14 protein-coding genes and 1 riboswitch are annotated in these 25,524 nt (G+C 68.7%); of the genes, 9 read left to right on the top strand and 5 right to left on the bottom strand.

Annotated features, from left to right (window positions below; translation table 11 throughout):
- Positions 1-226 precede the first annotated feature (226 nt).
- Positions 227-802: a L,D-transpeptidase gene (locus O4G76_RS18360; protein ID WP_269398668.1), complete on the bottom strand. Its 576-nt coding sequence runs from the start codon at positions 800-802 to the stop codon at positions 227-229.
- A gap of 401 nt (positions 803-1,203) precedes the next feature.
- On the opposite strand from O4G76_RS18360, the gene O4G76_RS18355 reads away from it, so the two are divergent.
- The 5 genes from O4G76_RS18355 (at position 1,204) to thiC (ending at position 12,620) form a co-directional block, all read left to right on the top strand.
- Positions 1,204-3,174 carry an alpha-1,4-glucan--maltose-1-phosphate maltosyltransferase gene (locus O4G76_RS18355; protein ID WP_269398671.1) on the top strand — a complete coding sequence of 657 codons (1,971 nt, stop codon included), beginning with the start codon at positions 1,204-1,206 and terminating at the stop codon, positions 3,172-3,174.
- 14 nt (positions 3,175-3,188) lie between these two features.
- The gene (treS, locus tag O4G76_RS18350; protein WP_269398667.1) at positions 3,189-6,455 is read left to right on the top strand and encodes a maltose alpha-D-glucosyltransferase; all 3,267 of its coding nucleotides are present in this window, start codon (positions 3,189-3,191) and stop codon (positions 6,453-6,455) included.
- The gene (gene glgB, locus O4G76_RS18345; RefSeq protein ID WP_269398666.1) at positions 6,452-8,674 is read left to right on the top strand and encodes a 1,4-alpha-glucan branching protein GlgB; all 2,223 of its coding nucleotides are present in this window, start codon (positions 6,452-6,454) and stop codon (positions 8,672-8,674) included. The genes treS and glgB overlap by 4 nt, the downstream gene beginning before the upstream one ends.
- A gap of 70 nt (positions 8,675-8,744) precedes the next feature.
- The gene (gene malQ / locus O4G76_RS18340; RefSeq protein WP_269398665.1) at positions 8,745-10,559 is read left to right on the top strand and encodes a 4-alpha-glucanotransferase; all 1,815 of its coding nucleotides are present in this window, start codon (positions 8,745-8,747) and stop codon (positions 10,557-10,559) included.
- A gap of 29 nt (positions 10,560-10,588) precedes the next feature.
- Positions 10,589-10,726, top strand: a riboswitch (TPP riboswitch).
- Between the two features lie 82 nt (positions 10,727-10,808).
- A complete protein-coding gene (gene thiC, locus O4G76_RS18335) occupies positions 10,809-12,620 on the top strand; it encodes a phosphomethylpyrimidine synthase ThiC (RefSeq protein ID WP_269398664.1) in 1,812 nt (603 codons plus the stop codon).
- A gap of 114 nt (positions 12,621-12,734) precedes the next feature.
- On the opposite strand, the gene O4G76_RS18330 is transcribed toward thiC, so the two are convergent.
- Positions 12,735-13,709, bottom strand: a complete 975-nt coding sequence (locus O4G76_RS18330) for a DMT family transporter (protein WP_269398663.1) — start codon at positions 13,707-13,709, stop codon at positions 12,735-12,737.
- 179 nt (positions 13,710-13,888) lie between these two features.
- The gene (locus tag O4G76_RS18325; protein WP_269398662.1) at positions 13,889-19,039 is read right to left on the bottom strand and encodes a DUF4011 domain-containing protein; all 5,151 of its coding nucleotides are present in this window, start codon (positions 19,037-19,039) and stop codon (positions 13,889-13,891) included.
- A 196-nt stretch (positions 19,040-19,235) separates the two neighbouring features.
- Between O4G76_RS18325 and O4G76_RS18320 the strand changes: the two genes are divergently transcribed.
- A complete protein-coding gene (locus O4G76_RS18320) occupies positions 19,236-20,321 on the top strand; it encodes a TRAP transporter substrate-binding protein (protein WP_269398661.1) in 1,086 nt (361 codons plus the stop codon).
- Between the two features lie 80 nt (positions 20,322-20,401).
- Here the strand turns inward: O4G76_RS18320 and O4G76_RS18315 are convergent, their stop codons facing one another.
- Both O4G76_RS18315 and O4G76_RS18310 read right to left on the bottom strand, forming a co-directional pair.
- Positions 20,402-21,787 (bottom strand): TRAP transporter large permease subunit, encoded by a 1,386-nt coding sequence (locus tag O4G76_RS18315; RefSeq protein ID WP_269398660.1) that lies wholly within the window; start codon positions 21,785-21,787, stop codon positions 20,402-20,404.
- 1 nt (position 21,788) lies between these two features.
- On the bottom strand, positions 21,789-22,361 hold the full coding sequence (locus O4G76_RS18310) for a TRAP transporter small permease subunit (RefSeq protein ID WP_269398670.1): 573 nt from the start codon (positions 22,359-22,361) through the stop codon (positions 21,789-21,791).
- A 310-nt stretch (positions 22,362-22,671) separates the two neighbouring features.
- On the opposite strand from O4G76_RS18310, the gene O4G76_RS18305 reads away from it, so the two are divergent.
- Genes O4G76_RS18305 through O4G76_RS18295 form a run of 3 tightly spaced genes read left to right on the top strand, consistent with a single transcriptional unit; the run spans position 22,672 to position 25,406 of the window.
- Positions 22,672-23,421 carry an ABC transporter ATP-binding protein gene (locus O4G76_RS18305; RefSeq protein WP_269398659.1) on the top strand — a complete coding sequence of 250 codons (750 nt, stop codon included), beginning with the start codon at positions 22,672-22,674 and terminating at the stop codon, positions 23,419-23,421.
- A 10-nt stretch (positions 23,422-23,431) separates the two neighbouring features.
- On the top strand, positions 23,432-24,157 hold the full coding sequence (locus O4G76_RS18300; protein WP_269398669.1) for an ABC transporter ATP-binding protein: 726 nt from the start codon (positions 23,432-23,434) through the stop codon (positions 24,155-24,157).
- A 46-nt stretch (positions 24,158-24,203) separates the two neighbouring features.
- Entirely contained in the window at positions 24,204-25,406 is a 1,203-nt protein-coding gene (locus O4G76_RS18295; RefSeq protein WP_269398658.1) for an ABC transporter substrate-binding protein, read from the top strand.
- Positions 25,407-25,524: the final 118 nt, after the last annotated feature.

The following is a 25,524-nucleotide window of genomic DNA, read 5'->3' as shown; positions in this document are numbered from 1 at the left end:
CTAACGTCCGGCGCGCCGCCCAGTCCCCTTCGGAATTTCGTGACCGCCACTGCATCTCTGCGCCGCCGGTGAGGGGCCTTCTACGGATAGGGGTGGAAGGCCGCAAGCGGTTTTTTCGCCTTCTCGAGATTTTTTTCTCCGCCCCTCCCCTGCCCCCTTTTTCATGCGAACGCCCCGGCCTTTGGGGCCGGGGCGTGCATCACGTCCGTTCCTGTCGTCTGAAGGCTCAGGCGAGCTTGGGATAGAGGAACACCTTGGTCTCCATCGGCACCTCCGGGTAGAGGGCGATGATGTGGTCATTGACCAGTCGGGCGCAGCCATTCGACACGGCGGTGCCGATGGTCGATGGCGCGTTGGTGCCGTGAATCCGCAGGAAGGTGTCGCGCGTACCGTCGAAGAGATAGAGCGCGCGGGCGCCGAGCGGGTTGTCCGGACCGCCCTCCATGCCGTCCTCGTACTGCTTGTACTTCTCGGGCTCGCGCTCGATCATGTCCGGCGTCGGCGTCCAGCTCGGCCACTCCTTCTTGGCGCCGATCCGGAACACGCCGGTCTCGTAAAGGTCGTCCCGCCCCACGCCGACGGAATAGCGCATCGCCTGCCCGCCGGGCTGGGTCCAGTAGAGCGCGAAGCGGTTCGGATCCACGTGGATCTCGCCCGGGTTCATGCTGGCCGGGATGGGAACCATGCGCGGCATGTATTTCTCGGGAAGTGGGGCCGCCGCGTCGCCCTCATGCGCCACGGCACGGGTGCCGAAGATGCCGAGCGCGGTACCCGCCGCGAGGAAGTATCGTCTGTCGATCATATTTCAGTGCCTCCGCAAAGAAAATCGGCAGGAAGGAGGGAGGTTCCTGCGACCATGTGAAAATTCGAGCATCGCGACGTTTCGACGACGCCGCGTTTGGCCTTGATCTGGCACGGGCCGCCCCCTGTTGACAACCGCGCGGCCATAACCTTCGCGTCAGCGCCGGTGCCGCGCGGCCAAGGGCGGCAAACTGCGAACGATACCAAGCCATTCGGGATCGCGGGGTCGCAAGACGCCTCGTGGCGGTCATTATGCACCCAGAGGCTTTACAGACCGGAACCGGCGCGACGTGGCGCGGTTGGGCTCCTGCAAACAGCCAAGCGGAGGGACCTTGGTTCATGTATGACGAGGAGCCGCGCCCGGGCAATACGGGCCGCGCTGTCGGGGACAGCGCCCGCGAGATGGAGATACTGGCCAGCTCGCGCATCTGCATCGAGGGTGTCGATCCGGAGATCGATGGCGGAAGGTTTGCCGCCAAATGCGTGGCCGGCCGCCCCTTCACCGTGCGCGCCGACATCTTCGGCGAGGGGCATGACAGCGTCCGAGCCGCGCTCCTGTGGTGGCGACAGGGCGCGCAGGAGGTTCACGAGGCACCGATGCGGTTTCTCGAGAACGACCGCTGGGAAGGCAGCTTCACCCCGCCGGAAAACGCGCTCTACCGTTACACGCTGATCGCCTGGCGCGATGATTTTCTCACCTGGCGCAAGGACACCTCGAAGAAGGTGGCGGCCGCGCTGAACGTCGATGTCGAGACCGAGATCGGTCACAGGCTCGTCGCCGCCTCGCGCGATCATGCGCCGGAGGGCGAAGGCCGCGCGGCGCTCGAAAGCGTGGTCCATGCCACCAATCACGGCAGCACCGAGGAGCGCCTCGACATCCTGATGAACGAGGACACGCTGGTGCTGATGACCCGGGCCGGGCGGCGCTACTGCCTGACCCGCTTCGACCGGGATCTGGCGGTCTTCGCCGACCGCGAGGCCGCCGCCTTCTCGGCCTGGTACGAGCTGTTCCCCCGCTCGGCCGCGCCGGGCCTGCGCCACGGCACGTTCCGGGACGTGATCGACCGGCTGCCCTATGTGCGCGACCTGGGCTTCGACGTGCTCTATTTCACGCCGATCCACCCGATCGGCCGCAGCAACCGCAAGGGCCGCAACAACACGCTGACGCCGGGGCCCGACGATGTCGGCAGCCCCTATGCGATCGGCTCGGACGAGGGTGGCCACACCGCGATCCACCCCGAGCTCGGTGGAATCGAGGATTTCGACGCGCTGGTCGAGGCGGCGCGCGGCCACGGGCTGGAGATCGCGCTCGACATCGCGCTCAACGCCTCGCCCGATCACCCGTGGATCAAGGAGCATCCCGACTGGTTCGAATGGCGCCCCGACGGCTCGATCGCCTATGCCGAGAACCCGCCCAAGAAATACGAGGACATCGTCAACTTCCGCTACTACCTCGAGGATGGCAGCCCCAACGCCCCCTATTGGGAGGCGGTGCGCGACATGTTCCTCTACTGGGCCGATCACGGCGTGCTGTGCTTCCGGGTCGACAACCCGCACACCAAGCCCTTTCCGTTCTGGGAATGGGTGATCGACGAGGTGCGGGCCAAGCATCCCGGTGCGGTGTTCCTGTCCGAGGCCTTCACCCGGCCCAAGATGATGAAGCGCCTCGCCAAGCTGGGCTACAACCAGTCCTACAGCTATTTCACCTGGCGCAACACCAAGGCCGAGCTGACCGAGTACCTGACCGAGCTGACGAGCGAAGAGTGCCGCCACTACATGCGGCCGAACTTCTTCGTCAACACGCCCGACATCAACCCGTATTTCCTGCAGACATCGGGCCGCGCCGGGCACCGCATCCGGCTCGCTCTCGCCGCGACGCTGGCCGGAAATTACGGCGTCTACAGCGGTTACGAGATCTGCGAGGCCACGCCGATCCCCGGCAAGGAGGAGTATCTCGACAGCGAGAAATACGAAATCCGCGACTGGGACTTCGACCGCGAGGGGCACATCAAGGACGACATCCGGCTCCTGAACGGCATCCGCCGCAAGCATGCCGCGATGCGCGACTTCACCAATCTGGAGTTCTTCGACGCGCATGACGGGGCGGTGCTCTACTACGGCCGCTTCGACCCGGCGACCGAGAACTACCTGCTGTTCCACGTGCTGCTCGATCCGCATGCGGGGCGGGAATTCGCCTTCGACCTGCCGCTGTGGCGCTTCGGCCTGCCCGACGAGGCTTCGCTCGAGGTGCAGGACGCGATCCACGGCAATCACTTTACCTGGCACGGCAAGGAACACCGGCTGACGCTCGACCCCGAGACCCGGCCCTATGCGATCTGGCGGCTGATCCCGCCGGGAGGAGCGAGAGATTGATGGAAGACCAGAGCATGGCCCCCGCAGCCGAGGCGGACGCGATCGATAACAGCCAGCGCGACTGGTACAAGGACGCGGTCATCTACCAGCTTCACGTCAAGGCCTACCAGGACAGCAATGGCGACGGCATGGGCGATTTCGCCGGCCTGATGAGCCGGCTCGACCATGTGCAGGAGCTGGGCGCGACGGCGATCTGGCTGCTGCCATTCTACCCCTCGCCGCTGCGCGACGATGGCTACGACATCCAGGAATACACCGAGATCAACCCGCAATACGGCAACATGGACGAGTTCCGCGCCTTCGTGGAGGAGGCGCACCGCCGGGGGCTGCGGGTAATCACAGAGCTGGTGATCAACCACACCTCGGACCAGCACGAATGGTTCCAGCGCGCCCGCAACGCCCCCATCGGCAGCCCGGAGCGCGATTTCTACGTCTGGTCCGACGATGACGGCAAATGGCCCGAGACGCGGATCATCTTCAATGACACCGAGCCGTCGAACTGGACCTGGGACCCGGTCGCGGGCCAGTATTACTGGCACCGCTTCTTCAGCCACCAGCCCGACCTGAACTTCGACAATCCCGAAGTTCTGAAAGAGGTGCTGCGGGTCATGCATTTCTGGCTCGATATGGGCGTCGACGGGCTCAGGCTCGACGCGATCCCCTACCTCGTGGAGCGCGACGGCACCAACAACGAGAACCTGCCCGAGACGCATGACGTGTTGAAGGCGATCCGCGCCGATCTCGACGCGCATTACCCTGACAAGATGCTCTTGGCCGAAGCCAACCAGTGGCCCGAGGACACCCGCCCCTATTTCGGCGATGGCGACGAATGCCACATGGGCTTCCACTTCCCGCTGATGCCGCGCATGTACATGGCGGTGGCCCAGGAAGATCGGCACCCGATCACCGACATCATCCGCCAGACGCCGGATATCCCCGAGGATTGCCAATGGGCAATCTTCCTGCGCAACCATGACGAGCTGACGCTCGAGATGGTGACCGACAAGGAGCGGGATTACCTCTGGGACACCTATGCCAGCGACAAGCGCGCGCGGATCAACATGGGCATCCGCCGCCGCCTCGCGCCGCTGATGCAGAACGACCGGCGCAAGATCGAGCTCTTGAACTCGCTGCTGATGTCGATGCCCGGCACGCCGATCCTCTATTACGGCGACGAGATCGGCATGGGCGACAACATCTATCTCGGCGACCGCGACGGCGTGCGCACGCCGATGCAATGGTCGCCCGACCGCAATGCGGGCTTCTCCCGCGCCGATCCGCAGCGGCTCTACCTGCCGACGATTCAGGATTCGATCTACGGCTACCAGGCGCTCAACGTCGAGAGCCAGTCCAAGGACCCCTCATCGCTGCTGAACTGGATGCGCCGCATGGTGCAGGTCCGCTCGAACCACACGGTGTTCGGCCGCGGCGAGATGAAGCTGCTCTATCCCTCCAACCGCCGGGTGCTCGCCTATATCCGCGAACACGAGGGCGAGGCGGTGCTTTGCGTCGCCAATCTGGGCCGCGCCGCGCAGGCGGTGGAAATCGACCTCTCGGCCTATCAGGGCCGCGTGCCGATCGAGCTGACCGGGCATTCGGCCTTCCCGCCGGTCGGGGCCCTGCCCTATCTGATCACCCTGCCCTCCTACGGCTTCTACTGGTTCCTGCTGGCCGATGAGGATCAGGCGCCGTCCTGGCACCAGGCACCGCAGCAGATTCTGCCGGAATTCGTGACGCTGACCACCCGCGACGGTCGCGTGTCATCGGCGATCTCGGGGCGCGACGGGCGGCTTCTGGGCACCGACGTGCTGCCCAAGTTCCTGCCGCTCCAGCGCTGGTTCGCGGCCAAGGACGCCCGCATCTCCCGCGTCGCGATCGAGCCCCTGGCCGAGATCGGCCGCAACGGTGCGCTGGGTCTCATCGATGTCGAGGTGGGCGGTGAGACGCAGCATTACCTGCTGCCGCTCGCGGCGGTCTGGGGCGAGGACAGCGTGTCCTTCGGCTCCGCGACGCTGGGCTACACCATGGCCAAGCTGCGGCGCGGGCCGCGCGTCGGCGGGCTGATCGATGGCACGGTGGACGAGACCCTGATGGGCGAGATGCTGGCGGCGTTGCGCGAGGGCTATGAGACCGACACGCCGCGCGGCCGACTGGTCTTTTCGCCCAGCGCGGCGATGGCCGAGATCGAGGATCCGGGCGAGCCGCGACTGCTCAATGTCGAGCAGTCCAACGCCACCGTGGCCTTCGGCGACAAGGTGATCCTCAAGGTCTACCGCCGCCTGCGCGCCGGGTTGCAGCCGGATATCGAGGTGGCGCGCTTCCTCACCGATGTCGCGGGCTTCGATCACACCCCGGCCTTCCTGGGCGAGATCGCGCTGCGCCCCGAAGGGGGCGAGGCCACCTCGCTGGGCGCCGCCTTTGCCTATGTCGCCAACCAGGGCGACGCATGGGGCGCGCTCACCAACGCGCTCGACCGCTACCTGCAGGACGCGGCCACGGGCAACGAGGACGAGGCGCCGCCCTACCAGCCGGTGCTCGGCATCGCCGGCACGCTGGGCCGCCGCACCGCCGAGATGCACCGGGCGCTGGCGCATCCGACCGATGATCCGGCCTTCGCCACCGAGCCACTCACCGGCGCGGATCTCGCCGCGCTCTGCGACGAGGTCCGGGCCGAGACCGTGGCGATGCTCGACCGGCTCAAGGGCCTGTCCGACCTGCCCGAGCGGGCCGCCGAGCATGCCCGCCAGATCCTCGATAGGCGCGACGTGCTGATCTCGCGGATCGACGCTGTATCGCGAATGCAGCCCTCGGGCGCGCGCAGCCGCATCCATGGCGACTACCATCTCGGCCAGGTGCTGATGGCACAGAACGACGTGGTGATCATCGACTTCGAAGGCGAACCCCGGCGGACGCTGGACGAACGTCGCGCCAAGTCGCTCGCGCTGCGCGACGTGGCCGGCATGCTGCGTTCGCTCGACTACGCCGCGCAATCGGCGCTGCGCTGGGCCGAAAGCTCGGGCACCGACGGCGCCGAGGCCGACGAGTTGATCCGGAACTGGCACGACGAAGCGCGGCGCGACTTCATGGCTGCGTACCGGGAGGTCGCCAGCGACAGCCCGGCGCATCCCGACGACGAAGGCTTCGCCGCCGCGCTTCTGGATCTCTTCCTGATCCAGAAAGCGGTCTACGAAGTGGGCTACGAGCTTGCCAGTCGCCCGGCTTGGGTGGACATTCCGCTGAGCGGCCTGCTCGACCTGATCGACGAAGAGGATACCCAATGACGACCCACGCGAGCGACACCCTGCCCGCATCGGCCCCCGACGCCACGCGGATCGAAGCCATCATCCGCGGCCGCATGGGAGATCCCTTCGAACTCCTCGGGCCGCACAAGACCGAGGACGGCGTGATGGGACTCACCGTCTTCGCGCCCGACGCCGCCGAGGTGGTGGCGATCACCCCCGAAGGGTCGGAGATCGCGCCGCTGAGCCGGATCAACCCCGAAGGCGTGTTCTGGGGCCCGATGCCCGGCGGCTTCGACTTCGGCACCCCCTACCGGCTGCGCATGAGGGCCGGCAGCCACGAATGGGAGCGCGACGACCCCTATCGCTTCACCCCGGTGTTGGGCGAGATGGACGAATACCTCGTCGCCGAGGGCCGCCACGAGGAGATCTGGAAACGGCTCGGCGCGCATCCCGTGACCCATGAGGGCGTCGAGGGTGTGAGCTTCGCGGTCTGGGCGCCCAATGCCCGTCGGGTCAGCGTCGTCGGCCATTTCAACGCCTGGGACGGCCGCCGCCACCCGCTGCGCCGCCGCTTCGGCGCCGGTCTGTGGGAGCTGTTCGTGCCGGGGCTCGCGGTGGGCGATCTCTACAAGTTCGAGATCGTCGGCGCGCATGGCGACCTGCAGCCGCTCAAGGCCGACCCGATGTCGTTCCGGCAGGAGCAGCCGCCCTCCACCGGCTCCATCGTGCACGGCATGCACCGCCACGAATGGCAGGATGCCGCGTGGATGGAGAGCCGTGGCAAGAGCACGCTGCACGACAAGCCGGTCTCGATCTACGAGGTGCATCTGGGCAGCTGGCGCCGCGGCGCCGATGGCGAGATCCTCGACTACGACACGATCGGCGGGCTCTTGGTCGACTACCTGCAGGACATGAACTTCACCCATGTGGAGTTCATGCCGGTGTCCGAGCACCCCTTCACCGGCTCGTGGGGCTACCAGCCGGTGGGCCTCTTCGCGCCGACCTCGCGCTACGGCACGCCCGAGCAGTTCGCGGCGATGGTCGACCGGCTGCACCAGGCGGGCATCGGCGTCATCGTCGACTGGGTGCCGGCGCATTTCCCGACCGACGCGCATGGCCTCGCCAATTTCGACGGCACCGCGCTCTACGAGCATGCCGATCCGCGGCAGGGATTCCATCAGGACTGGAACACGCTGATCTACAATTTCGGGCGCAACGAGGTGGCGAACTTCCTGCGCTGCTCGGGCACCTTCTGGCTCGACAAGTACCACATCGACGCGTTGCGCGTGGATGCGGTCGCCTCGATGCTCTACCTCGACTATTCGCGCAACGAGGGCGAATGGATCCCGAACCAGTATGGCGGCCGCGAGAACCTCGACGCGATCGAGTTTCTCAAGGGCACCAACCACCAGGTACAGCTCCGGACCCCCGGCGCCGCCACCATCGCCGAGGAAAGCACCGCCTTTCCGGGCGTCAGCCGTCCCGTCGACCAGGGCGGCCTGGGCTTCGACTTCAAGTGGAACATGGGGTGGATGCATGACAGCCTGAGCTACATCCAGCAGGACCCGGTCTACCGCAAGTACAACCATCACCAGATGACCTTCTCGATCCACTATGCGTGGTCCGAGAATTTCGTGCTGCCGATCAGCCATGACGAGGTGGTGCATGGCAAGGGGTCGCTGCTGAACAAGATGCCCGGCGACCGCTGGCAGAAATTCGCGAACCTGCGCGCCTATCTGGGCTTCATGTGGACCCATCCGGGCAAGAAGCTCCTGTTCATGGGCTGCGAGTTCGGACAGGAGCGCGAGTGGAACCACGACGTGTCGCTCGACTGGCACCTGCTCGAGGACGAGAAGCACAAGGGCGCGCAGAACCTCGTGCGCGATCTCAACCGCCTCTACCGCGACGAGCCGGCGCTGCATGCGCTCGATTGCGACCCGGCGGGTTTCGAATGGGTCGATGGCGGCGACGACGAACGCTCGATCTTCGCCTTCCTGCGCAAGGCCGATAGCGGCACGCGCCCGGCGCTGATCATCTCCAACATGACCCCCGTGGTGCGCGAGGATTACCGGATCGGCGTGCCCGAGGGCGGCGACTGGACCGAGCTTTTGAACACGGATGCCGAGATCTACGGCGGTTCCGGCGTCGGCAACTCGGGCAGGATCGCCTGCCGACAGGAGGAGTGTCATGGCCGCTCGGTGTCGCTGGCGCTGACCCTGCCGCCGCTGGCGACCATCGTTCTCGTTCCCGACCGCTGACCCGGCGGGCCCATGGGCCCGCCTTCCCTCACGGGCCGGGCGCCCCGCCCGGCCCCATCATGGAGCCCGCATGACCGACCTCGCCGATCTGTGCCGCCATCACGGGATCACCACCGAATATGACGACCCGCATGGCGAGGGCAGCCGCCCCGTTCCCGAGGCGACGCTGCGGCTGATCCTGCGCAAGATCGGCGTCGATCCCGACGGCGCGCCCGAGGGGCCCGCCGCGCCGCAGGAGATGCAGGTGCCCGAGGATGGCATCTGTCATTTTCCCGACTGGCTCGACCGCGCCCCGAGCTGGGGCATCTTCTGCCAGCTCTACGAGCTGCGCTCGGCCCGCAATCACGGCATCGGCGATTTCCGCGATCTCGCGGAGATGGCGCGGATCGCCGGGCGCGCCGGAGCGGATTTCCTCGGGGTGAACCCGCTGCACGCGCTGTTCCTCGGCGATCCCGACCGCCGCAGCCCCTTCTTTCCCTCGACCCGCAGCTTCCTCAACCCGGTCTATATCGCGCTCGACGACGTGCCGGGGCACGAGACGGGCGATCTCGACGGCGAGGCGCTGCGCGCCGGCGATCTGGTGGATTACGACGCGGTGGTGCCCGCCAAGCTGAAGGCGTTGCGCGCGGCCTTCGGCCGGCGTCCCTTCGATGGCGACGAGGCGGATTTCGAGGATTTCGTGACCCGGGGCGCCGAGCCGCTGCGCCGCCACGCGCTGTTCGAGGCGCTGTCGCTGGCGATGGTGGCGGAAGGCCACGGCTCGGGCTGGAAGGGCTGGCCCGCGGCGTTGCAAGACGCGGACAGTCCCGAGGTCGCGGATTTCGCCGACAGGAATGCGGAGGAGGTCCGCTTTCATCTCTGGCTGCAATGGCGCGCGACGCGGCAGCTCGACGAAGCGCAGGCCTGCGCGCTCGACGCGGGCATGCGCATCGGGCTCTATCTCGATCTCGCGGTGGGCGAAGCTCCCGACGGCTCGGCCAGCTGGAGCGGCGGCGAGGTGCAGATGACCGGTCTCGCGGTCGGCGCGCCGCCGGACGTCTTTGCCGCCGAGGGCCAGTATTGGGGCCTGTCCGCCTTCAACCCCGGCACGCTGCGCAAGCTCGATTTCGCGCCGTTCCGCGACATGATCGGCGCGCAGCTCGCCCATGCCGGCGCGCTCAGGATCGACCACGCGATGGCGCTGTGGCAGCTCTTCCTGATCCCCGAGGGCGAACCCGCCAGCGCCGGGGCGCATCTGCGCTACCCCTTCTCCGACCTGCTGCGCGTGCTGGCGCAGCAAAGCCGCGCCCAGAACGCCGTGGTGATCGGCGAGGATCTGGGCTTCGTCCCGCCCGGCTTTCGCGAGGCCATGCAGGCGGCCAACATCCTGTCCTACTCGATCCTCTACTTCGAAAAGGAGGGCGACCGCTTCCGGGCGCCGCAGGAGTACAGCCCCACCGCGCTGGCCTGCCTCTCGACCCACGACCTGCCGGTGCTGGAGCGCTGGTGGGCCGGCGAGGACATCGCGTTGCGCCGCAAGCTCGGCCTCGTCGGCGAAGAGGACAGCGACGCGCATGAGAAGGAGCGCGCTCGCGAACGCCGCGCCCTGCTCGACGCGATGCGCCGCGCCGGCGCGCTGCGCGGGCGGCTGCCGCGTCAGAAGGAAATGCCGCGCGAGGTGCTGGTCGCGGCCTATCGCTACCTCGCGCGGAGCCGCGCCGCGCTTGTCGGCGTCCGGCTGGCCGACATGGTCGGGCCGCAGGCGCCGACCAACATGCCCGGCACGGTGGACGACTATCCCAACTGGCGCCCGCGGGCGCCGATCGACCTGTCGCGGATCGCCACCCATCCCGAGTTTCGCGCCGTGACCTCGATGATGCGGCGCGAGCGCCGGCGGGGCGCTTGACAGCCGCCTGACCCGGCGGCAGGGTGGCCGCACTTCACCAGGGGGGCCCCGGCAAGGGGCTGAGATATCGCTGGGCGAGGTCGCCATGAATGGCGGCCCACGCGCGCGCAGACCCTTCGAACCTGATCCAGTTCATACTGGCGTAGGGACGGTGCGCGGCCGCTGGCTTCGGGGGAGAGTCCCGCTCCATCGCCGCCCTTCCACCCCCGCTGTCGTTCTGGATCGTCACCGCCGACGCAAGGACGCCGCATGACGATCAACACCACCCCGCCCGAATTGCCCAAGGTCACCACCGGCGCGCTGCCCGCCTCGCGCAAGGTCTGGATGACCGGAACCCTGCATCCCGAGATCCGCGTGCCGATGCGCGAGATCGCCCTGCAGCCCAGCGCCGGCGAGCCGGATGTCCGGGTCTATGACAGCTCGGGCCCCTATACCGATCCCGAGGCCGCGATCGACACCGCCGCTGGCCTGCCCCGTCACCGCGAGGCATGGATCGCCGCGCGCGGCGATACAGAACCCTACCCGGGCCGCGCCACCCGCCCCGAGGACAACGGCCGAGACGAGGCCAGCGGCAAGCTGCGCCCCTTCCCGCGCGCCCATGCGCCGCGCCGCGCGACGGGCGACCGCGCCGTCACCCAGCTCGCCTATGCACGCACGGGCATCGTCACGCCCGAGATGGAATTCGTCGCGATCCGCGAGAACATGGGCCGCGACGCGGCGCTGGCCCGGCCGCGCGACGGCGAGAGCTTCGGCGCCGCGATCCCCGATCACGTGACGCCCGAATTCGTGCGCGAGGAGATCGCGCGCGGCCGCGCCATCATCCCCGCCAACATCAACCATCCCGAGCTCGAGCCGATGATCATCGGCCGCAACTTCCTCGTGAAGATCAACGCCAATATCGGCAACTCGGCGGTCACCTCCTCGATGGAGGAGGAGGTCGAGAAGATGGTCTGGGCCACGCGCTGGGGCGCCGACACGGTGATGGACCTCTCCACGGGGCGCGACATCCACGACATCCGCGACTGGATCCTGCGCAATTCCCCGGTGCCGATCGGCACGGTGCCGCTCTATCAGGCGCTGGAGAAGGTCGGCGGCATCGCCGAGGATCTGACATGGGAGGTGTTCCGAGACACGCTGATCGAGCAGGCCGAACAGGGGGTGGACTACTTCACCATCCATGCGGGCCTGCGCCTGCATCACGTGCCGCTCACCATCGACCGGGTCACCGGCATCGTCAGCCGCGGCGGCTCGATCATGGCCAAGTGGTGCCTGCACCACCACCGCGAGAGCTTTCTCTACGAGCATTTCGAGGAAATCTGCGAGATCTGCCGCCGCTACGACGTGTCGTTCTCGCTGGGCGACGGGCTGCGCCCGGGCTCGATCGCCGACGCCAACGACGCGGCGCAGTTCGCGGAGCTGGAGACGCTGGGCGAGCTGACCCAGATCGCGTGGAAGCATGACTGCCAGGTGATGATCGAGGGCCCCGGCCACGTCGCCATGCACAAGATCAAGGAGAACATGGACAAGCAGCTGGCCTGCTGCGACGAGGCGCCCTTCTACACGCTGGGACCGCTCACCACCGACATCGCGCCGGGCTACGATCACATCACGAGCGGCATCGGTGCTGCGATGATCGGTTGGTTCGGCTGCGCGATGCTGTGCTACGTCACCCCCAAGGAGCATCTGGGCCTGCCCGACCGCGACGACGTGAAGACCGGCGTGATCACCTACAAGATCGCGGCCCATGCCGCCGATCTCGCCAAGGGGCATCCGGGCGCGCAGATCCGCGACGACGCGCTGAGCCGTGCCCGCTTCGAGTTCCGCTGGGAAGACCAGTTCAACCTCGCGCTCGACCCCGACACGGCGCGCTCCATGCATGACGAGACGCTCCCCAAGGAAGCCCACAAAACGGCACATTTCTGCTCGATGTGCGGGCCCAAGTTCTGTTCCATGCGGATCAGCCACGACATCAGATCCGAGGCCCAGAAAGAGGGCATGGCGAAGATGGCCGAGAAGTTCCGCGAGGGCGGCGCGCTCTACGTCCCCGAGCCCGAAGCCTGAAGGCACGCGGGACTGGCGCGGACCGGCATCGCTGACGCGTTTTCCGATTGATCGGTTGGCCAGTGAAGTGAACGGCGGGCGGGGGCAGCATGACCCCGGGCCCGCCGTTCATGCTCAGCCCTGCGGCGCGGCGAGCCCCTCGGCACGGGTCCGGTCCCCACGGGCGGCGGCCCTCTCGCGATGCACCACGTAACCGCCGGAGCCGAGGATGATCGCGGTGCCGACCGCCGTGGCGAGGTCCGGCAGGTCACCGAACACCAGATAGCCGAGCAGCACCGCGCCGACGATCTCGAGATACTGGAACGGCGCCAGAAGCCCCGCCTCGGAACGGCGGAACGCCTCGGCGATCAGCAGGAAGGTCGCCGCCGAGATCACCCCGGCCAGTGGCAGCACCCCCCAGATCCAGCCGGGTGCGGCGGGCGCCGTGAAGCCCGGCCCGCCCAAGAGCGCCATCACTCCGAACAACGCCAGCGCGATCAGCGCCGCGTAGAGCGTGGCCCCGGTCTGGATGGTGAGCGCGGAGCGCGAGGCCGAGGCGCTGCGCAGGATCACCGCGTTGAGCGCGTAGCCCGTGGCCGCCATCAGCGGCAGGAGCGCCGCCGGGGTGAAGCCTTCGAAGCCCGGGCGGATCACCACCAGCGCGCCCACGAACCCCACCGCGACGGCGGCGTAGCGGCGCGGCCCGACCTTCTCGCCCAGAAGCGGCGCGGCCAGCAGCACGAGGATCAGCGGCTCCACGAAGAAGATCGCGATGGCGGTGGCGATCGGCATCACCGCGAAGGCACCGACGAGGCCGGTCATGGTGACGACCGAGCACAGCCCCGACAGGATCAGCACCGGCGAGAACATGGCGCCCCGCAACCGGTCCCGCAGCAGCAGCGCCAGCGCCGCCAGCGTCGCGCCCTGAAAGCCAAAGCGCCACAGCACCACCTCGGCGGGCGGCATCGCCCCGGTGAGCAGCTTGGCCAGCGTGTCGCCCACCGGCAGCAGCGCCATGGCGACCACCATCAACGCGATGCCGGTGCCCGCGGGCCCGTGATCGGTGCGACGGGCGGGGGCGACCGGGCTCTTGGTGCGGGGTCTGATCATGGGCGTCTCCCAACATGCGCGCGCCGCCTCGCGGCGGGGCACGACCGTCCGGGCGTCCGGGACGAGAATGATGAGATGGCCGGGGGCCCGGACGACGCCATCGTCGGCCCCGTGACCGGCCATGCCACAGGGCTAGTGACCCCGCGCCGGCCGGTCAAGCCTCAGGGCTGCGGCGCGCGTCACTCTCCCGGGGCGGGCAGAGACAGGCGGCGCGGGCGCGCGGTCTCGCGCCGGGCCCGATCCTCGGCCAGCGCCTCGCGCAGCCGGGTATCCAGACGCTCGGCCACGTGGCCCGGCGCGCGGAACCAGTCGGTCGACCAGACCCGCTCGATGCGCCATCCAAGACCCTCCAACACCGCCTGCCGCACCCGGTCGCGATCGCGCGCCGTGGCCGCCGAGTGATAGCTCGCCCCGTCGCATTCGACCCCGGCGAGATAGGCGCCGCCCCGGTCCGGGTGCACCACCGCGAGATCGATGCGGTATCCCGACACCCCGATCTGCGTGCGCACCTCCCAGCCCCTGGCCTCGAGCGCGCGCGCCACCGCCTCTTCGAACGGGTTCTCGGCCGGGCCGAGGCTGCCCGTCTCGCGCGCGGGCAGCGCCACCGCGCCGCGATCGGCGTAGTCGAGGAACGCCTTGAGATCGGCGACGCCACGGGCGCGGCTGCGGCCCAGATCGATCTGCTCGGCCCCGAGCGAGGCGAAGACGTGCAGCTCGCGCCGCGCCCGGGTGATCGCCACGTTGAGCCGCCGCTCCCCGCCTTCGGCATTGAGCGCGCCGAAATTCATCGAGAGCTTGCCCGCGAGGTCCGGCCCGAAGGTGACCGAGAACAGCATCACGTCGCGCTCGTCGCCTTGGATGTTTTCGAGGTTCTTGACGATGAGCGGCTCGTCTCGGGCCTCGTCGAAGAACCATTCCAGCGCGGGCATCTCGCGGCGCATCGCGTCGAGCTGGTCGAGGATGAGGGCCTGCTGATCACCGTTGAAGGTGATGACGCCGATGCTGTGGCGCTGCGCCTCCGGCTGCGCCAGCGCCGCCACGAGCCGCTCGCGGATCAGCGCCACCACGGCGCGCGCCTCCTCGATGTTGGTGCGGCCCCTGCCACGGCCATAGCGCCCATCGACCCGGTGCAGCGTGATCGCCTCGCGCCCCGTGCCCGGCGACGGGAAGGTGACGAGACCGCCATCGTAGTAGAAGTGGTTCGAGAACGCGATCAGCGCCTCGTCGCGCGAGCGGTAGTGCCAGTCGAGCCGCCGCACCGGCACGCCCGAGGCCGCCACCTCGTCGAGGATCGAGGGCATGTCGCGCAGCGCGAAGACGTCTTCATCCTCGTCCTCCTCGTCCTCGGAGCGGCCGAAGAAATTGGTCGGCGGCAGCTGCCTGGGGTCGCCCACCACGATCGCCTGCCGCCCGCGCGCGATGGCGCCGATGGCGTCCCAGGTGGTGATCTGGCTCGCCTCGTCGAATATCACCACGTCGAAGGCGGGCTGTCCGGCGGGCAGGTATTGCGCCACCGACAATGGCGACATCAGCACGCAGGGCACGAGGCGCGGCAGGCTCTCGGGCATCTGCCCCAGCAGCTGCCGGATCGGCATCGAGGGCCGCTTCAGCCCCAGCTGGTGACGCAGCACGCCCAGTTCCGAGGCGCGCGGCACCGCGTCGCGCGGCGGCAGGTCGCCACCGATCCGGCGCAGCGCCTCGGCGGGGGCAAGGGCGGCGGCGCGGTCGTCGAGCATGCGGAACCGCGCCACCAGATCGTCATGGGCCCAGTGGGCGAAATCGCGCAGCAGCGGTTCGGCATCCATGGCACGCGGCAGCCACCAGTCGGCATAGGCGGCCTCGAAGGCGTCGCGCGCGGGCCGGTCGAGCCGCCCCGCCTCGATCGCCTCGACCAGCGGGCCCAGCCCCGCCGCCTCGGCCCGGCCGCGCAGCGCGATCCAGCGGGTCCAGTCGGCCAGCCGCGCCGCCTGACGCTCCAGCGTTTCCAGCGCCCGGACCAGTTCGGCGGGGGCCATGGTCTCGGGCACCAGCCCGCCGAGATCCAGATAGGCGTCGCGGGCCGCCAGCGCCTCCGCTTCGGCCGTCTCCAGAGCAGCCAGCGCCGCGCGAGTCGGCCCGGTTCCGGGCCGGGTCAGCTCGGCCCGCATCGCGCCGAGCCGCGCGGGGTCGGCGCCCTCGCTCGCAAGCGCCCCCACGGCCGTCTCGAGCCTGCGCCGGGCCTCGATGAGCGGTTCGTTCCGCTCGGCAGGCAGATGCGCCAGCGGCGAGGCGTCGCGCGTCGCGCGGGCCCGGCCAAGCCGGTGCAGCGCCTCGAGATCGGGGCCGGGATCGACCTCGCCCGCCCGCGCATGGCTTTGCAGCACCGCGCGCACCCGCCGCCGCGCCAGCGCCGAAAGCGGCCAGATCCCGCCCTGTGCCGCGCGCCATTCGGCATCGAGCGCCGCGAGGTCGATGCGGCTGTCGGCATCATCCCGATACTCCGCCGCGAGCCGTCCGCGCGCCGCCGCCATCGCCGCTTCGGCCTCGGCCCGCTCTCGTGCCGCGCGCTCCAGCTCGGCGAGCGGCAGCTCGGGCAGCGCCGAGAGGTCCGGCGCCTGCGGGTTCGCCAGCGGCGTCAGCTCGGCGAAAAGCGCCCACCGCGCCGCCATGCGCGCCGCCTCGGGGGCGAGGCCCAGCCGGTCGCAAAGCCCGCCCAGCGCCCGGTCGAGGCCCCGCGCGGCGCGGCCCAGCACGGCCGCCGCATCGAGGAACCGCGCCTGCCAGTGGAAGGACCATTCGACATCGCCCAGAAGATCGAGCGGCGCGCCCTGCCCGGCCACCTGCGCGAGGCGCTCCAGATCACCGGCGAGATCGCGCAGCCGCGCGTAGCTTTCGGCGTCATGCGCGTCCACACCAGCGAAGCCGAGGCGCAGCGGCGGCGCGCCCGCCGCGACGCGGCCGATCGCCTCGAACACCGAAAAGCCCTGCTGCCCCTTGCGATGCAGCGCCGCGACATAGGCGTTGAGCCGATCGCGGGTGAGCCGCAGATCCTCGGTCACCTCGATCCAGTCGGCCTCGTTCCCTGCCGCCGCGCGGTCCCAGCCGCGCCCGAGCTGCGCCAGCACCGAGGCGCGGTCGGTCTTGCTCGAATGCAGCTCGAGGCAGGCGTCGCTCAGACCGCATCCCGCGAGGCGGCGATGCACCACCTCGAGCGCGGCGGCCTTCTCGGCCACGAAGAGCACGGTCCGCCCCTGCGACATGACCTGCGCGATGATGTTGGCGATGGTCTGGCTCTTGCCGGTGCCGGGTGGGCCGATGAGCACGAAGTCGCGGCCCTGCGCCGCCGCCGCCACGGCGGCGAGCTGGCTGCTGTCGGCGGGCAGCGGCGTCACCAGATCGGCCGGGGCCAGCACCCGGTCGAGATCGCGCGGCGCGATCACCGGCAAGTCAGGCTGCGGATAGGCCGTTTCCGGCCCGTCGAGCAGGTGCCGTACCAGCGGGCTGTCGCGCAGCTCCGCCTCGCGCGCGACCAGATCCTCCCACATCAGGAACTTGGCGAAGGAAAAGGTCGAGAGCGCCAGCTCCTCGATCACCTCGAAACCGGGCATGTCGCGCACCGCGAGCCGCACCAGATCGAAGATCCGCGCGAGGTCGATGCCGCTGTCGTCGCGCGGCAGCTCGCCGTCGAGACCGGGCACCGACAGCGCGAAATCGCGGCGCAGGAATTCGAGCAGCGTCGCGTTGACCCGCACCTCGTCCTCGAGATGGCCCAGACGGAACTCGGACTTGGCCGAGCGCCGGTCGAGCCGCGCCGGGATCAGCAGCAACGGCGCGCGGTAGGCCCGCTCCTCGCCCTCGCGGCGCCAGCGCAGGAAGCCCGCGGCAAGGAACAGCGTGTTTGTGCCCCCCTCCTGCAGGTCGCTCTTGGCGCGCCGGTGCAGCGCCACGAGCCGCGATTGCAGCTCGGCCGCCGTCAGCGGCGCGGCGAGGCGTCCGCGCTCCTGCGCCTGCGCCGCGCGGCGCGCGATCTCGTCCGGCGACAGGCTCTCGGCCTCTTCCATCGGCACCGGGATGGCGGTGGCGCCGCCCGCCAGACGATCCTCCAGCGCCGCCATGTCGGCGCACAGGAACGGCACCGCGCCGCGCCCGTCCCGGAAATTCAGCAAGCGATTGCGCAGCGACAGGTCCAGAAGCTTGCGCTGCCAGCGCTCGATCCGCCCCTCGGCGGTGGCCGGACTTTCCTCGATCTCGGCCACCGGCAGATCGGCCGCTGCGGGCGCGCGCGGCAAGGGCGGCGGCGTCACCTCCCCCGCCTCCGAAGCGGGTTCGAGCCCGGTCTCGGCCATTGGCATGATGCCGTTCGCCCGCGCCGCCGCGATGTCGATCGCGGCGATGAAGCCGGTCTCCCGCGCTTCGTCGCCCAGCGCCCGCCCCGCGGCCACCGCCGCTTCGAAGCCCATGCCACGGCCCGAAAGCTCCGGGTCGAGCATCAGCAACTCCCGCGCGGCGATCGCCTTGCGCAGCGCCACGGCGTCGGGCTCGACCACGCGACCGAAATCGCGGTCGACCAGCCAGACGCCGCACCAGACCCGCCCCTGAGCGAAGGCCAGCACCGGGTTCAGCCCCAAAGCCTCCATCCCCGCCGCCATCAGCAGCGTGGCCTCCAGCGGCGTCGCCAGTCGCTCGGCGCGGATCCGCGACGCGGATCGCAGCTTCTGGCCGCGACTGGCCACGTCGCCGCCCGCCACCGCGCCGCGCACGCCCCAGCCCTCAAGCGCGGACCAGATCGCCGCCGCCTGCATCCAGGCCCGGCCCGGATCGCCGGAGCGGTAGCCGTCGGGATCGCCCTGCCCGGCCCGCGCCAGAAGCGCCTGCGCCGCCTCGACCAGCCCCGCCGCCACCGCCGCGTCGGGCCGCGAGAAGGCAGGCAGCAGATGCGCCATCTCGCCCAAGCCGCCCCATTCGTCGCGCGCCAGCAGCCTCAGCCGGCGCTCGGCGCGGGCCAGAACCTGTCCCGCCTGTCGCAGTTCCAGCCGCAGCAGCGCAGGCTCCGCCGCCTCCAGCGTCGCGAGCGGCACCGGGTCGAGCGTCACCGCCAGATCACCGATCGCGAGGCGGTCCCCGGGACCGATCCGGTCGAGGCGCCAGTGCCGTGGTCGAAGCACCGCCGGTTCGCACCACAAATGCAGCTCCGCCCCCTTGATCGCCGCCTCTCCGTCATGGCGCAGCGCGAGGCTCCTGATCACCGCCGAGCGGGCCTGCGCGGCGACGAAACCCAGCCGTGCCACCGCGTCGATCTCGATCGTGAGGCGCGGCGAAACGGTCGGAAGCTGCATCTTGGGGTTCGTCATCCGTTCTCTCCTGCGCTTCGGCGGACATGAATCCATTTGCCCTTTGCCGTCAACAGCCTCGCCGCGATCCGGCAGGGCACCGCCGATGCCTGGGGGGCCCGAAAGGCTGGACAAGGACACCCCGCATCGATTTATCTCGCGCGAGGGCCCGCATCCGGGAGGGGCGCGGGACGTGAGAGACAGCAGGGAGAGACGCGTGGATCGTCGTTCGTTCATCACCAAGGCCGGTCTGGGTGCCGGCGCCGCCGCACTGGCCGCACCCGCCGTGGCGCAGGGCAATATCACCTGGCGCATGGTCACCACCTGGCCGAAGAACTTTCCGGGCCTCGGCGTCGGCGCCCAGCGCCTCGCGGACCGGATCACCGCCGCCTCGGGCGGCCGGCTGACGATCCAGGTCTACTCGGCCGGCGAGCTGGTGCCGCCGCTGCAATCGCTCGACGCGGTGATCGACGGCACCGCCGAGATGTCGCATTCGGCCGCCTATTACTGGCAGAACAAGTCCGCCGCGCTGAACTTCTTCACCGGCGTGCCCTATGGCATGACCTCGACCGAGCTGGCGGGCTGGATGCGCCACATGGGCGGTCAGGAGCTGTGGGACGAGGCCTATGACCAGTTCGGCGTGAAGGGCTTCCTGTCGGGCAACACCGGCACCCAGGCCGGCGGCTGGTTCCGCGACGAGGTCACCGGTCTCGACAGCCTCAAGGGCCTGCGCTTTCGCACCCCGGGCCTCGGCGGCCGGGTCTGGGAGAAGCTCGGCGTCACCGCGACCAACATGGCCGCGGGCGAGATCTTCCAGGCGCTGCAATCGGGCGCGCTCGACGCGGCCGAGTTCGTGGGCCCCTACAACGACCTCGCGCTGGGCTTCCACCAGGTCGCCAAGAACTACTACTTCCCCTCCTTCGTGGAGCCGGGCCTCGCCACCGAGCTGGTGGTCGACAAGGCGAAGTACTCCGAGCTGCCCGAGGACCTGCAGGCGATCATCCGTGACGTGTCGCAGGCCGAGTACGACATGGTGGCCTCGGATTTCGCGGCCAACGACCCGCGCGCGCTCAACACGCTGATGAACGAGCACGGCGTGCAGGTGAAGCAGTTCCCCGAGGAAGTGCTCGAGGCCGCGGCCGGTGCCGCCAAGGAGGTTCTGGGCGAGCTGCGCGACAACGGCGACGACCTGACCAAGCGCACCACCGAGAGCTTCATCGAGTCGCTCAAGCTCCTGCGCACCAAGGCGCAAACCGCGGATGCCAACTTCATCCGCGCCCGCGAGCAGTATTTCGAGATGTGATCTCGACCTCCTCGCAGAACGAGAAAGCCCGGATCGAAAGATCCGGGCTTTTTCGTTCCGTTTGGCGCGATCCGCGGTTGTTACAGCACGGTCGGCAGCCAGGTCACGATCTGCGGGAAGGCGAAGAGCAGCGCGATGCCGATCACCTGTAGCAGCACGAAGGGGATGATGCCGCGATAGATCGCCGAGGTCGGCAGGCTGTCCGGCGCCACGCCGCGCAGGTAGAACAGCGCGAAGCCGAAGGGCGGCGTCAGGAACGAGGTCTGCAGGTTCATCCCCACCAGCACGCCGAGCCAGATCGGGTCGATGTCGAGCGCCAGGAGGATCGGCGCGGTGATCGGGATCACGATAAAGATGATCTCGAAGGTGTCGAGGATGAAGCCCAGCACGAACATGATCGCCATCACCACGATCACCGCCGCCACGGCGCCGCCCGGCAGGTTCGACAGGAACTCGTGCACGAGGTTGTCGCCGCCCATCAGCCGGAACACGATCGAGAAGACCGAGGCGCCGAACAGGATGATGAACACCATCGAGGTGATCGTCGCCGTCGCCACCACCGTCTCGTGCAGGATGCGCGGGCTGAGCCGCCAGCGCAGCGCCGCGAGGATGATCGCGCCGACCGCGCCGACCGAGGCCGCCTCGGTGGGGGTCGCCACGCCGCCCAGGATCGAGCCCAGCACCGCCATGATCAACAGGAGCGGCGGCAGCAGCGCGACCAGCACCTCCTTGAACAGGCCGCGCTTTTCCTCGGCCGGCACCGGCGTCGCGGGGCAGCTCTCGGGATCGGTGATCGCCTTGAAGATGATCCACAGCGAATAGAGCCCGACCAGCAGCACGCCCGGCAGCAGCGCGCCCGCGAAGAGGTCGCCGACCGAGACCGGGGTGGGCGCGAAGTTGCCCTTCTCCATCTGCACCTGGCTGTTGATGCCCGAGAGCATGTCGCCCATGAAGATCAGCACCGTCGAGGGCGGGATGATCTGGCCCAGCGTGCCCGAGGAGCAGATCACCCCCGTGGCGAGCTTGGGGTCGTAGCCCGCGCGCAGCATCGCCGGCAGCGAAATGAGCCCCATGGTGACGACCGTGGCGCCGACCACGCCAGTCGAGGCCGCGAGCATCGCGCCGACGATCACCACCGACAGGCCGAGACCGCCGCGCAGATTGCCGAACAGCTTCGACATGGTGAGCAGCAGCTGCTCGGCGATGCGCGACCGCTCCAGCATCACCCCCATGAAGATGAACAGCGGCACCGCGACCAGCACCTCGCTGGTCATGAAGCCGATATAGCGGCTCGGCAGGCTGCCGAAGTTCGAGGGATCGAACACGCCGATCGCCCAGCCGACGAGGCCGAACATCAGCGACACGCCCGCCAGCGTGAAGGCCACGGGAAAGCCCATCATCAGGAAACCGATGATGCCGAAGAACATGAGACCCGAGAGGATCTCTCCGATGAGCACTAGATCCATGTTATTCGGCGGCCTCGGTCAGGTGGTCGGTCTTGAGGGAGTAGCGCAGGCGCTCGGGCAACAGCCCGTCGCGCCCGGCGAGCGTCAGGATCGCGCGGCCCGCCAGGGCGAGGCCCTGAAGGCCAACCAGCACCGCGAAGCCGATGATGAAGCTCTTGAGGATGAACAGCCCCGGCATGCCGCCGACATTGGCCGAGGCCTCGTAATAGCCCCAGCTGCGTTGCACGAAGGGCATGCCGTAGACGAGAACGACCACGCAGAAGGGCAGCAGGAACACCGCCACGCCGATCAGGTCGATCAGCGCCTTTCGCGGGATCGGCGCGGGCCGGTAGAAGATGTCGACCCGGACATGGTCGTCGCGCAGCAGCGCGAAACCGGCCACGGCGGTGAACATCGCACCGTTGAGCCAGATATAAAGGTCCTGCATCCAGACGTAGCTGATGGCGAAGACGTAGCGCTGCACCACCACGGTGAAGCAGACCACCACGATCCCCAGCGCCAGCCAGGAGAAGACCTGACCGATGATCCGGTTCAAGGCCGATATTGCGGTGACTACCGCCGCGAGCGCGCGCATCTCTCCCTCCCTCATGGGACATTTCAATCCGCGTTCACATGGCATGTCGGAACCGCTTCAAGCAACGCCCCGATGCGGCGCGGCATCGGAAAAAATGCCCACTCGCTTGGCATTGGGCAGCATTTTTCTGCATGGCGGCAAATTAACCTTGCGTATGCAGCGAATTGGCGCAGCCCCCAGTTGACAGCTCCGCTACCCGCTGCCTAGCCTCCAACCAATCCGCCCGGAGGACATTGAGGCGGAAGGAAAAGGGGAGGAAGGCCGTGATGCTGATCACGCTTGCCGGGCCGCAATCGCGGGGCGGTTGCTGATGGACGCTGTTCTGAAGGCCGAAGGGCTCACCAAGGAATTCAAGGGTTTCATCGCCGTCAACAAGGTCGATCTCGCGGTCGAGCGCGGCTCGATCCACGCGCTGATCGGCCCCAACGGGGCGGGCAAGACGACCTGCTTCAACCTGCTGACCAAGTTCCTGCAGCCGACGCGTGGCACGATCACCTATGACGGGCGCGACATCACCAAGATGGCCCCGGCCGACATCGCCCGGCTCGGTATGGTGCGCAGCTTCCAGATCTCGGCCGTGTTCCCGGATCTCAGCGTGCTGCAGAACGTGCGCGTGGCGCTGCAGCGCAAGCGCGGCGACAGCTATGATTTCTGGCGCTCAGAGCGCGGGCTGACCCAGTTCGACGACGAGGCGCGCGAACATATCGATGCGGTAGGTCTGTCGGAGTTCACCGATACCCGCGCGGGCGAGCTGTCCTATGGCCGCAAGCGGGCGCTCGAGATCGCCACGACGCTGGCGCTCGACCCGGCGATGCTGCTTCTCGACGAACCGATGGCCGGCATGGGCCAGGAGGACGTGGAACGCACCTCGCAGCTGATCAAGCGCATCGCCGCGAACCGCACCATCCTGATGGTCGAGCATAACCTCAAGGTCGTCGCGGATCTGTCTGACAAGATTACGGTTTTGGCGCGCGGCGAGATCCTCGCAGAGGGCGATTACGCCACCGTTTCGAAATCGCCCGACGTGATCGACGCCTATATCGGAGCCGGACATGACTGAGGCCGCCACGATGACCCACCGCCCCGCCGCCAGCGGCGACGCGCTCCTAAAGATCGAGGGGCTTCAGGGCTGGTACGGCGAAAGCCACGTGCTGCACGGCATCGATTTCGAGGTGCGCGAGGGCGAGGTGGTGACGCTGCTGGGCCGCAACGGCGCCGGCAAGACCTCGACGCTCAAGGCGATCATGGGGATCCTGTCGAAGCGCACCGGCTCGGTGACGATGCGCGGCACCGAGACGATCGGGCTCGAGCCGCGTCACATCGCGAAGCTCGGCATCGCGCTGTGCCCCGAGGAGCGCGGCATCTTCTCGTCGCTCAATGTCGAGGAGAACCTGATGCTGCCGCCGAAGATCGCCGAAGGCGGTCTCTCGGTCGAGCGGATCTACCAGCTGTTCCCGAACCTTCTGGAGCGCAAGCGCAGCCAAGGCACCAAGCTGTCGGGGGGCGAGCAGCAGATGCTCGCCATCGCTCGCATCCTGCGCACCGGCGCCAAGCTGCTGCTGCTTGACGAGCCGACCGAGGGCCTCGCCCCGGTGATCGTCCAGCAGATCGGCGCGACGATCCGCGAGCTGAAGAAGGAGGGCTTTACCATCGTGCTGGTCGAGCAGAACTTTCGCTTCGCGGCCTCGGTCGCGGACCGCCACTACGTCGTCGATCAGGGCCGTGTGGTGGACATGATCCCCAACGCCGAGCTCGACGCCAACATCGACAAGCTGCACGCCTATCTGGGCGTCTGATGGCTTCACAAGGCGCATGAAAAGCGCCGTCCACTGGGAGGAAAACATGAAGAAAACCATTCTCGGAGCGCTGACCGTCGCGTCGTTTGGCCTGCCCGCCATGGCGCAGGACAACATCGAGGTGACGCTGGGCGTGCTGAACGACCGCTCCGGCGTCTATGCCGACCTTTCGGGCGAGGGCTCGGTCGTCGCGGCGCGCATGGCGGTCGAGGATTTCGACGCCGCCTCGAAGGGGCTCGACGTCGAGGTGATCTCGGCCGACCACCAGAACAAGCCGGACATCGCCTCGAACATCGCGCGCCAGTGGTACGACCAGGACGGCGTCGACGCGATCCTCGACGTGCCCACTTCCTCGACCGCGCTCGCGGTGGCCGACATCACCGCCCAGGCCAACAAGATCCTGATCGACAGCGGCGCCGGCTCGACCCAGCTGACCGGCGAGCAGTGCCAGCCGACCACGATCCACTGGACCTATGACACTGCGGCGCTGGCCAAGGGCACCGGCGGCGCCGTGACCGAGGCGGGCGACAAGAAGTGGTTCTTCCTCACCGCCGACTACGCCTTCGGCCATTCGCTCGAGGAAGAGACGATGAAGATCGTCGAGGAATCCGGCGGCGAGATCGTGGGCTCGGTCCGCCACCCCTTCCCGGCCACCGACTTCTCGTCCTTCCTGCTGCAGGCTCAGGCCTCTGGCGCCGACGTGATCGGCCTTGCCAATGCCGGCGGCGACACCGTCAACGCGATCAAGCAGGCCGCCGAGTTCGGCATCACCCAGTCGGGGCAGTCGCTCGCGGCGCTCTTGATGTTCATCACCGACGTGCACGCGCTCGGCGCGCAGACCGCGCAGGGGCTGGTGCTCACCGAGGCGTTCTACTGGGATCATGACGACGAGACCCGCGAGTGGTCGGCCCGCTTCGAGGAGAAGTTCGGCTCGAAGCCGACCATGGTTCATGCCGGCGTCTATTCGGGCACCATGCACTACCTGCGCGCCGTCGAGGCCACCGGTTCGACCGATGGCGACGTGGTGGCCGAGTGGATGAAGGCCAACGAGTTCGACGATCCGCTCTTCGGCGAGGGCTATGTCCGCAAGGACGGCCGCGTGATCCACGACATGCACCTCTACGAGGTGAAGACGCCCGATGAATCGACCGGCGAGTGGGACCTCTACAAGCACGTCTCGACCATCCCCGGCGAGGAAGCCTTCCTGCCGATGGAAGGCTCGGACTGCGCCTTTGCCAACGAAAGCTGATCCTGACCGGGGGGGGGGGGGGGGGGGCGGCCCCCCCCCCCCCCCCCCCCCCCCGGCCCCCCCCCCCCCGCGGGGGGGGGTGGGGGCGCGGGGGTCGGCCGCCGCCGGGGGGGGGTGG

This window comes from Limimaricola sp. G21655-S1 (genome assembly GCF_027213785.1).
Classification (GTDB): domain Bacteria; phylum Pseudomonadota; class Alphaproteobacteria; order Rhodobacterales; family Rhodobacteraceae; genus Limimaricola.
The sequence above is the reverse complement of the archived record's forward strand: the minus strand, read 5'-3'. Positions and strand labels throughout refer to the sequence as shown.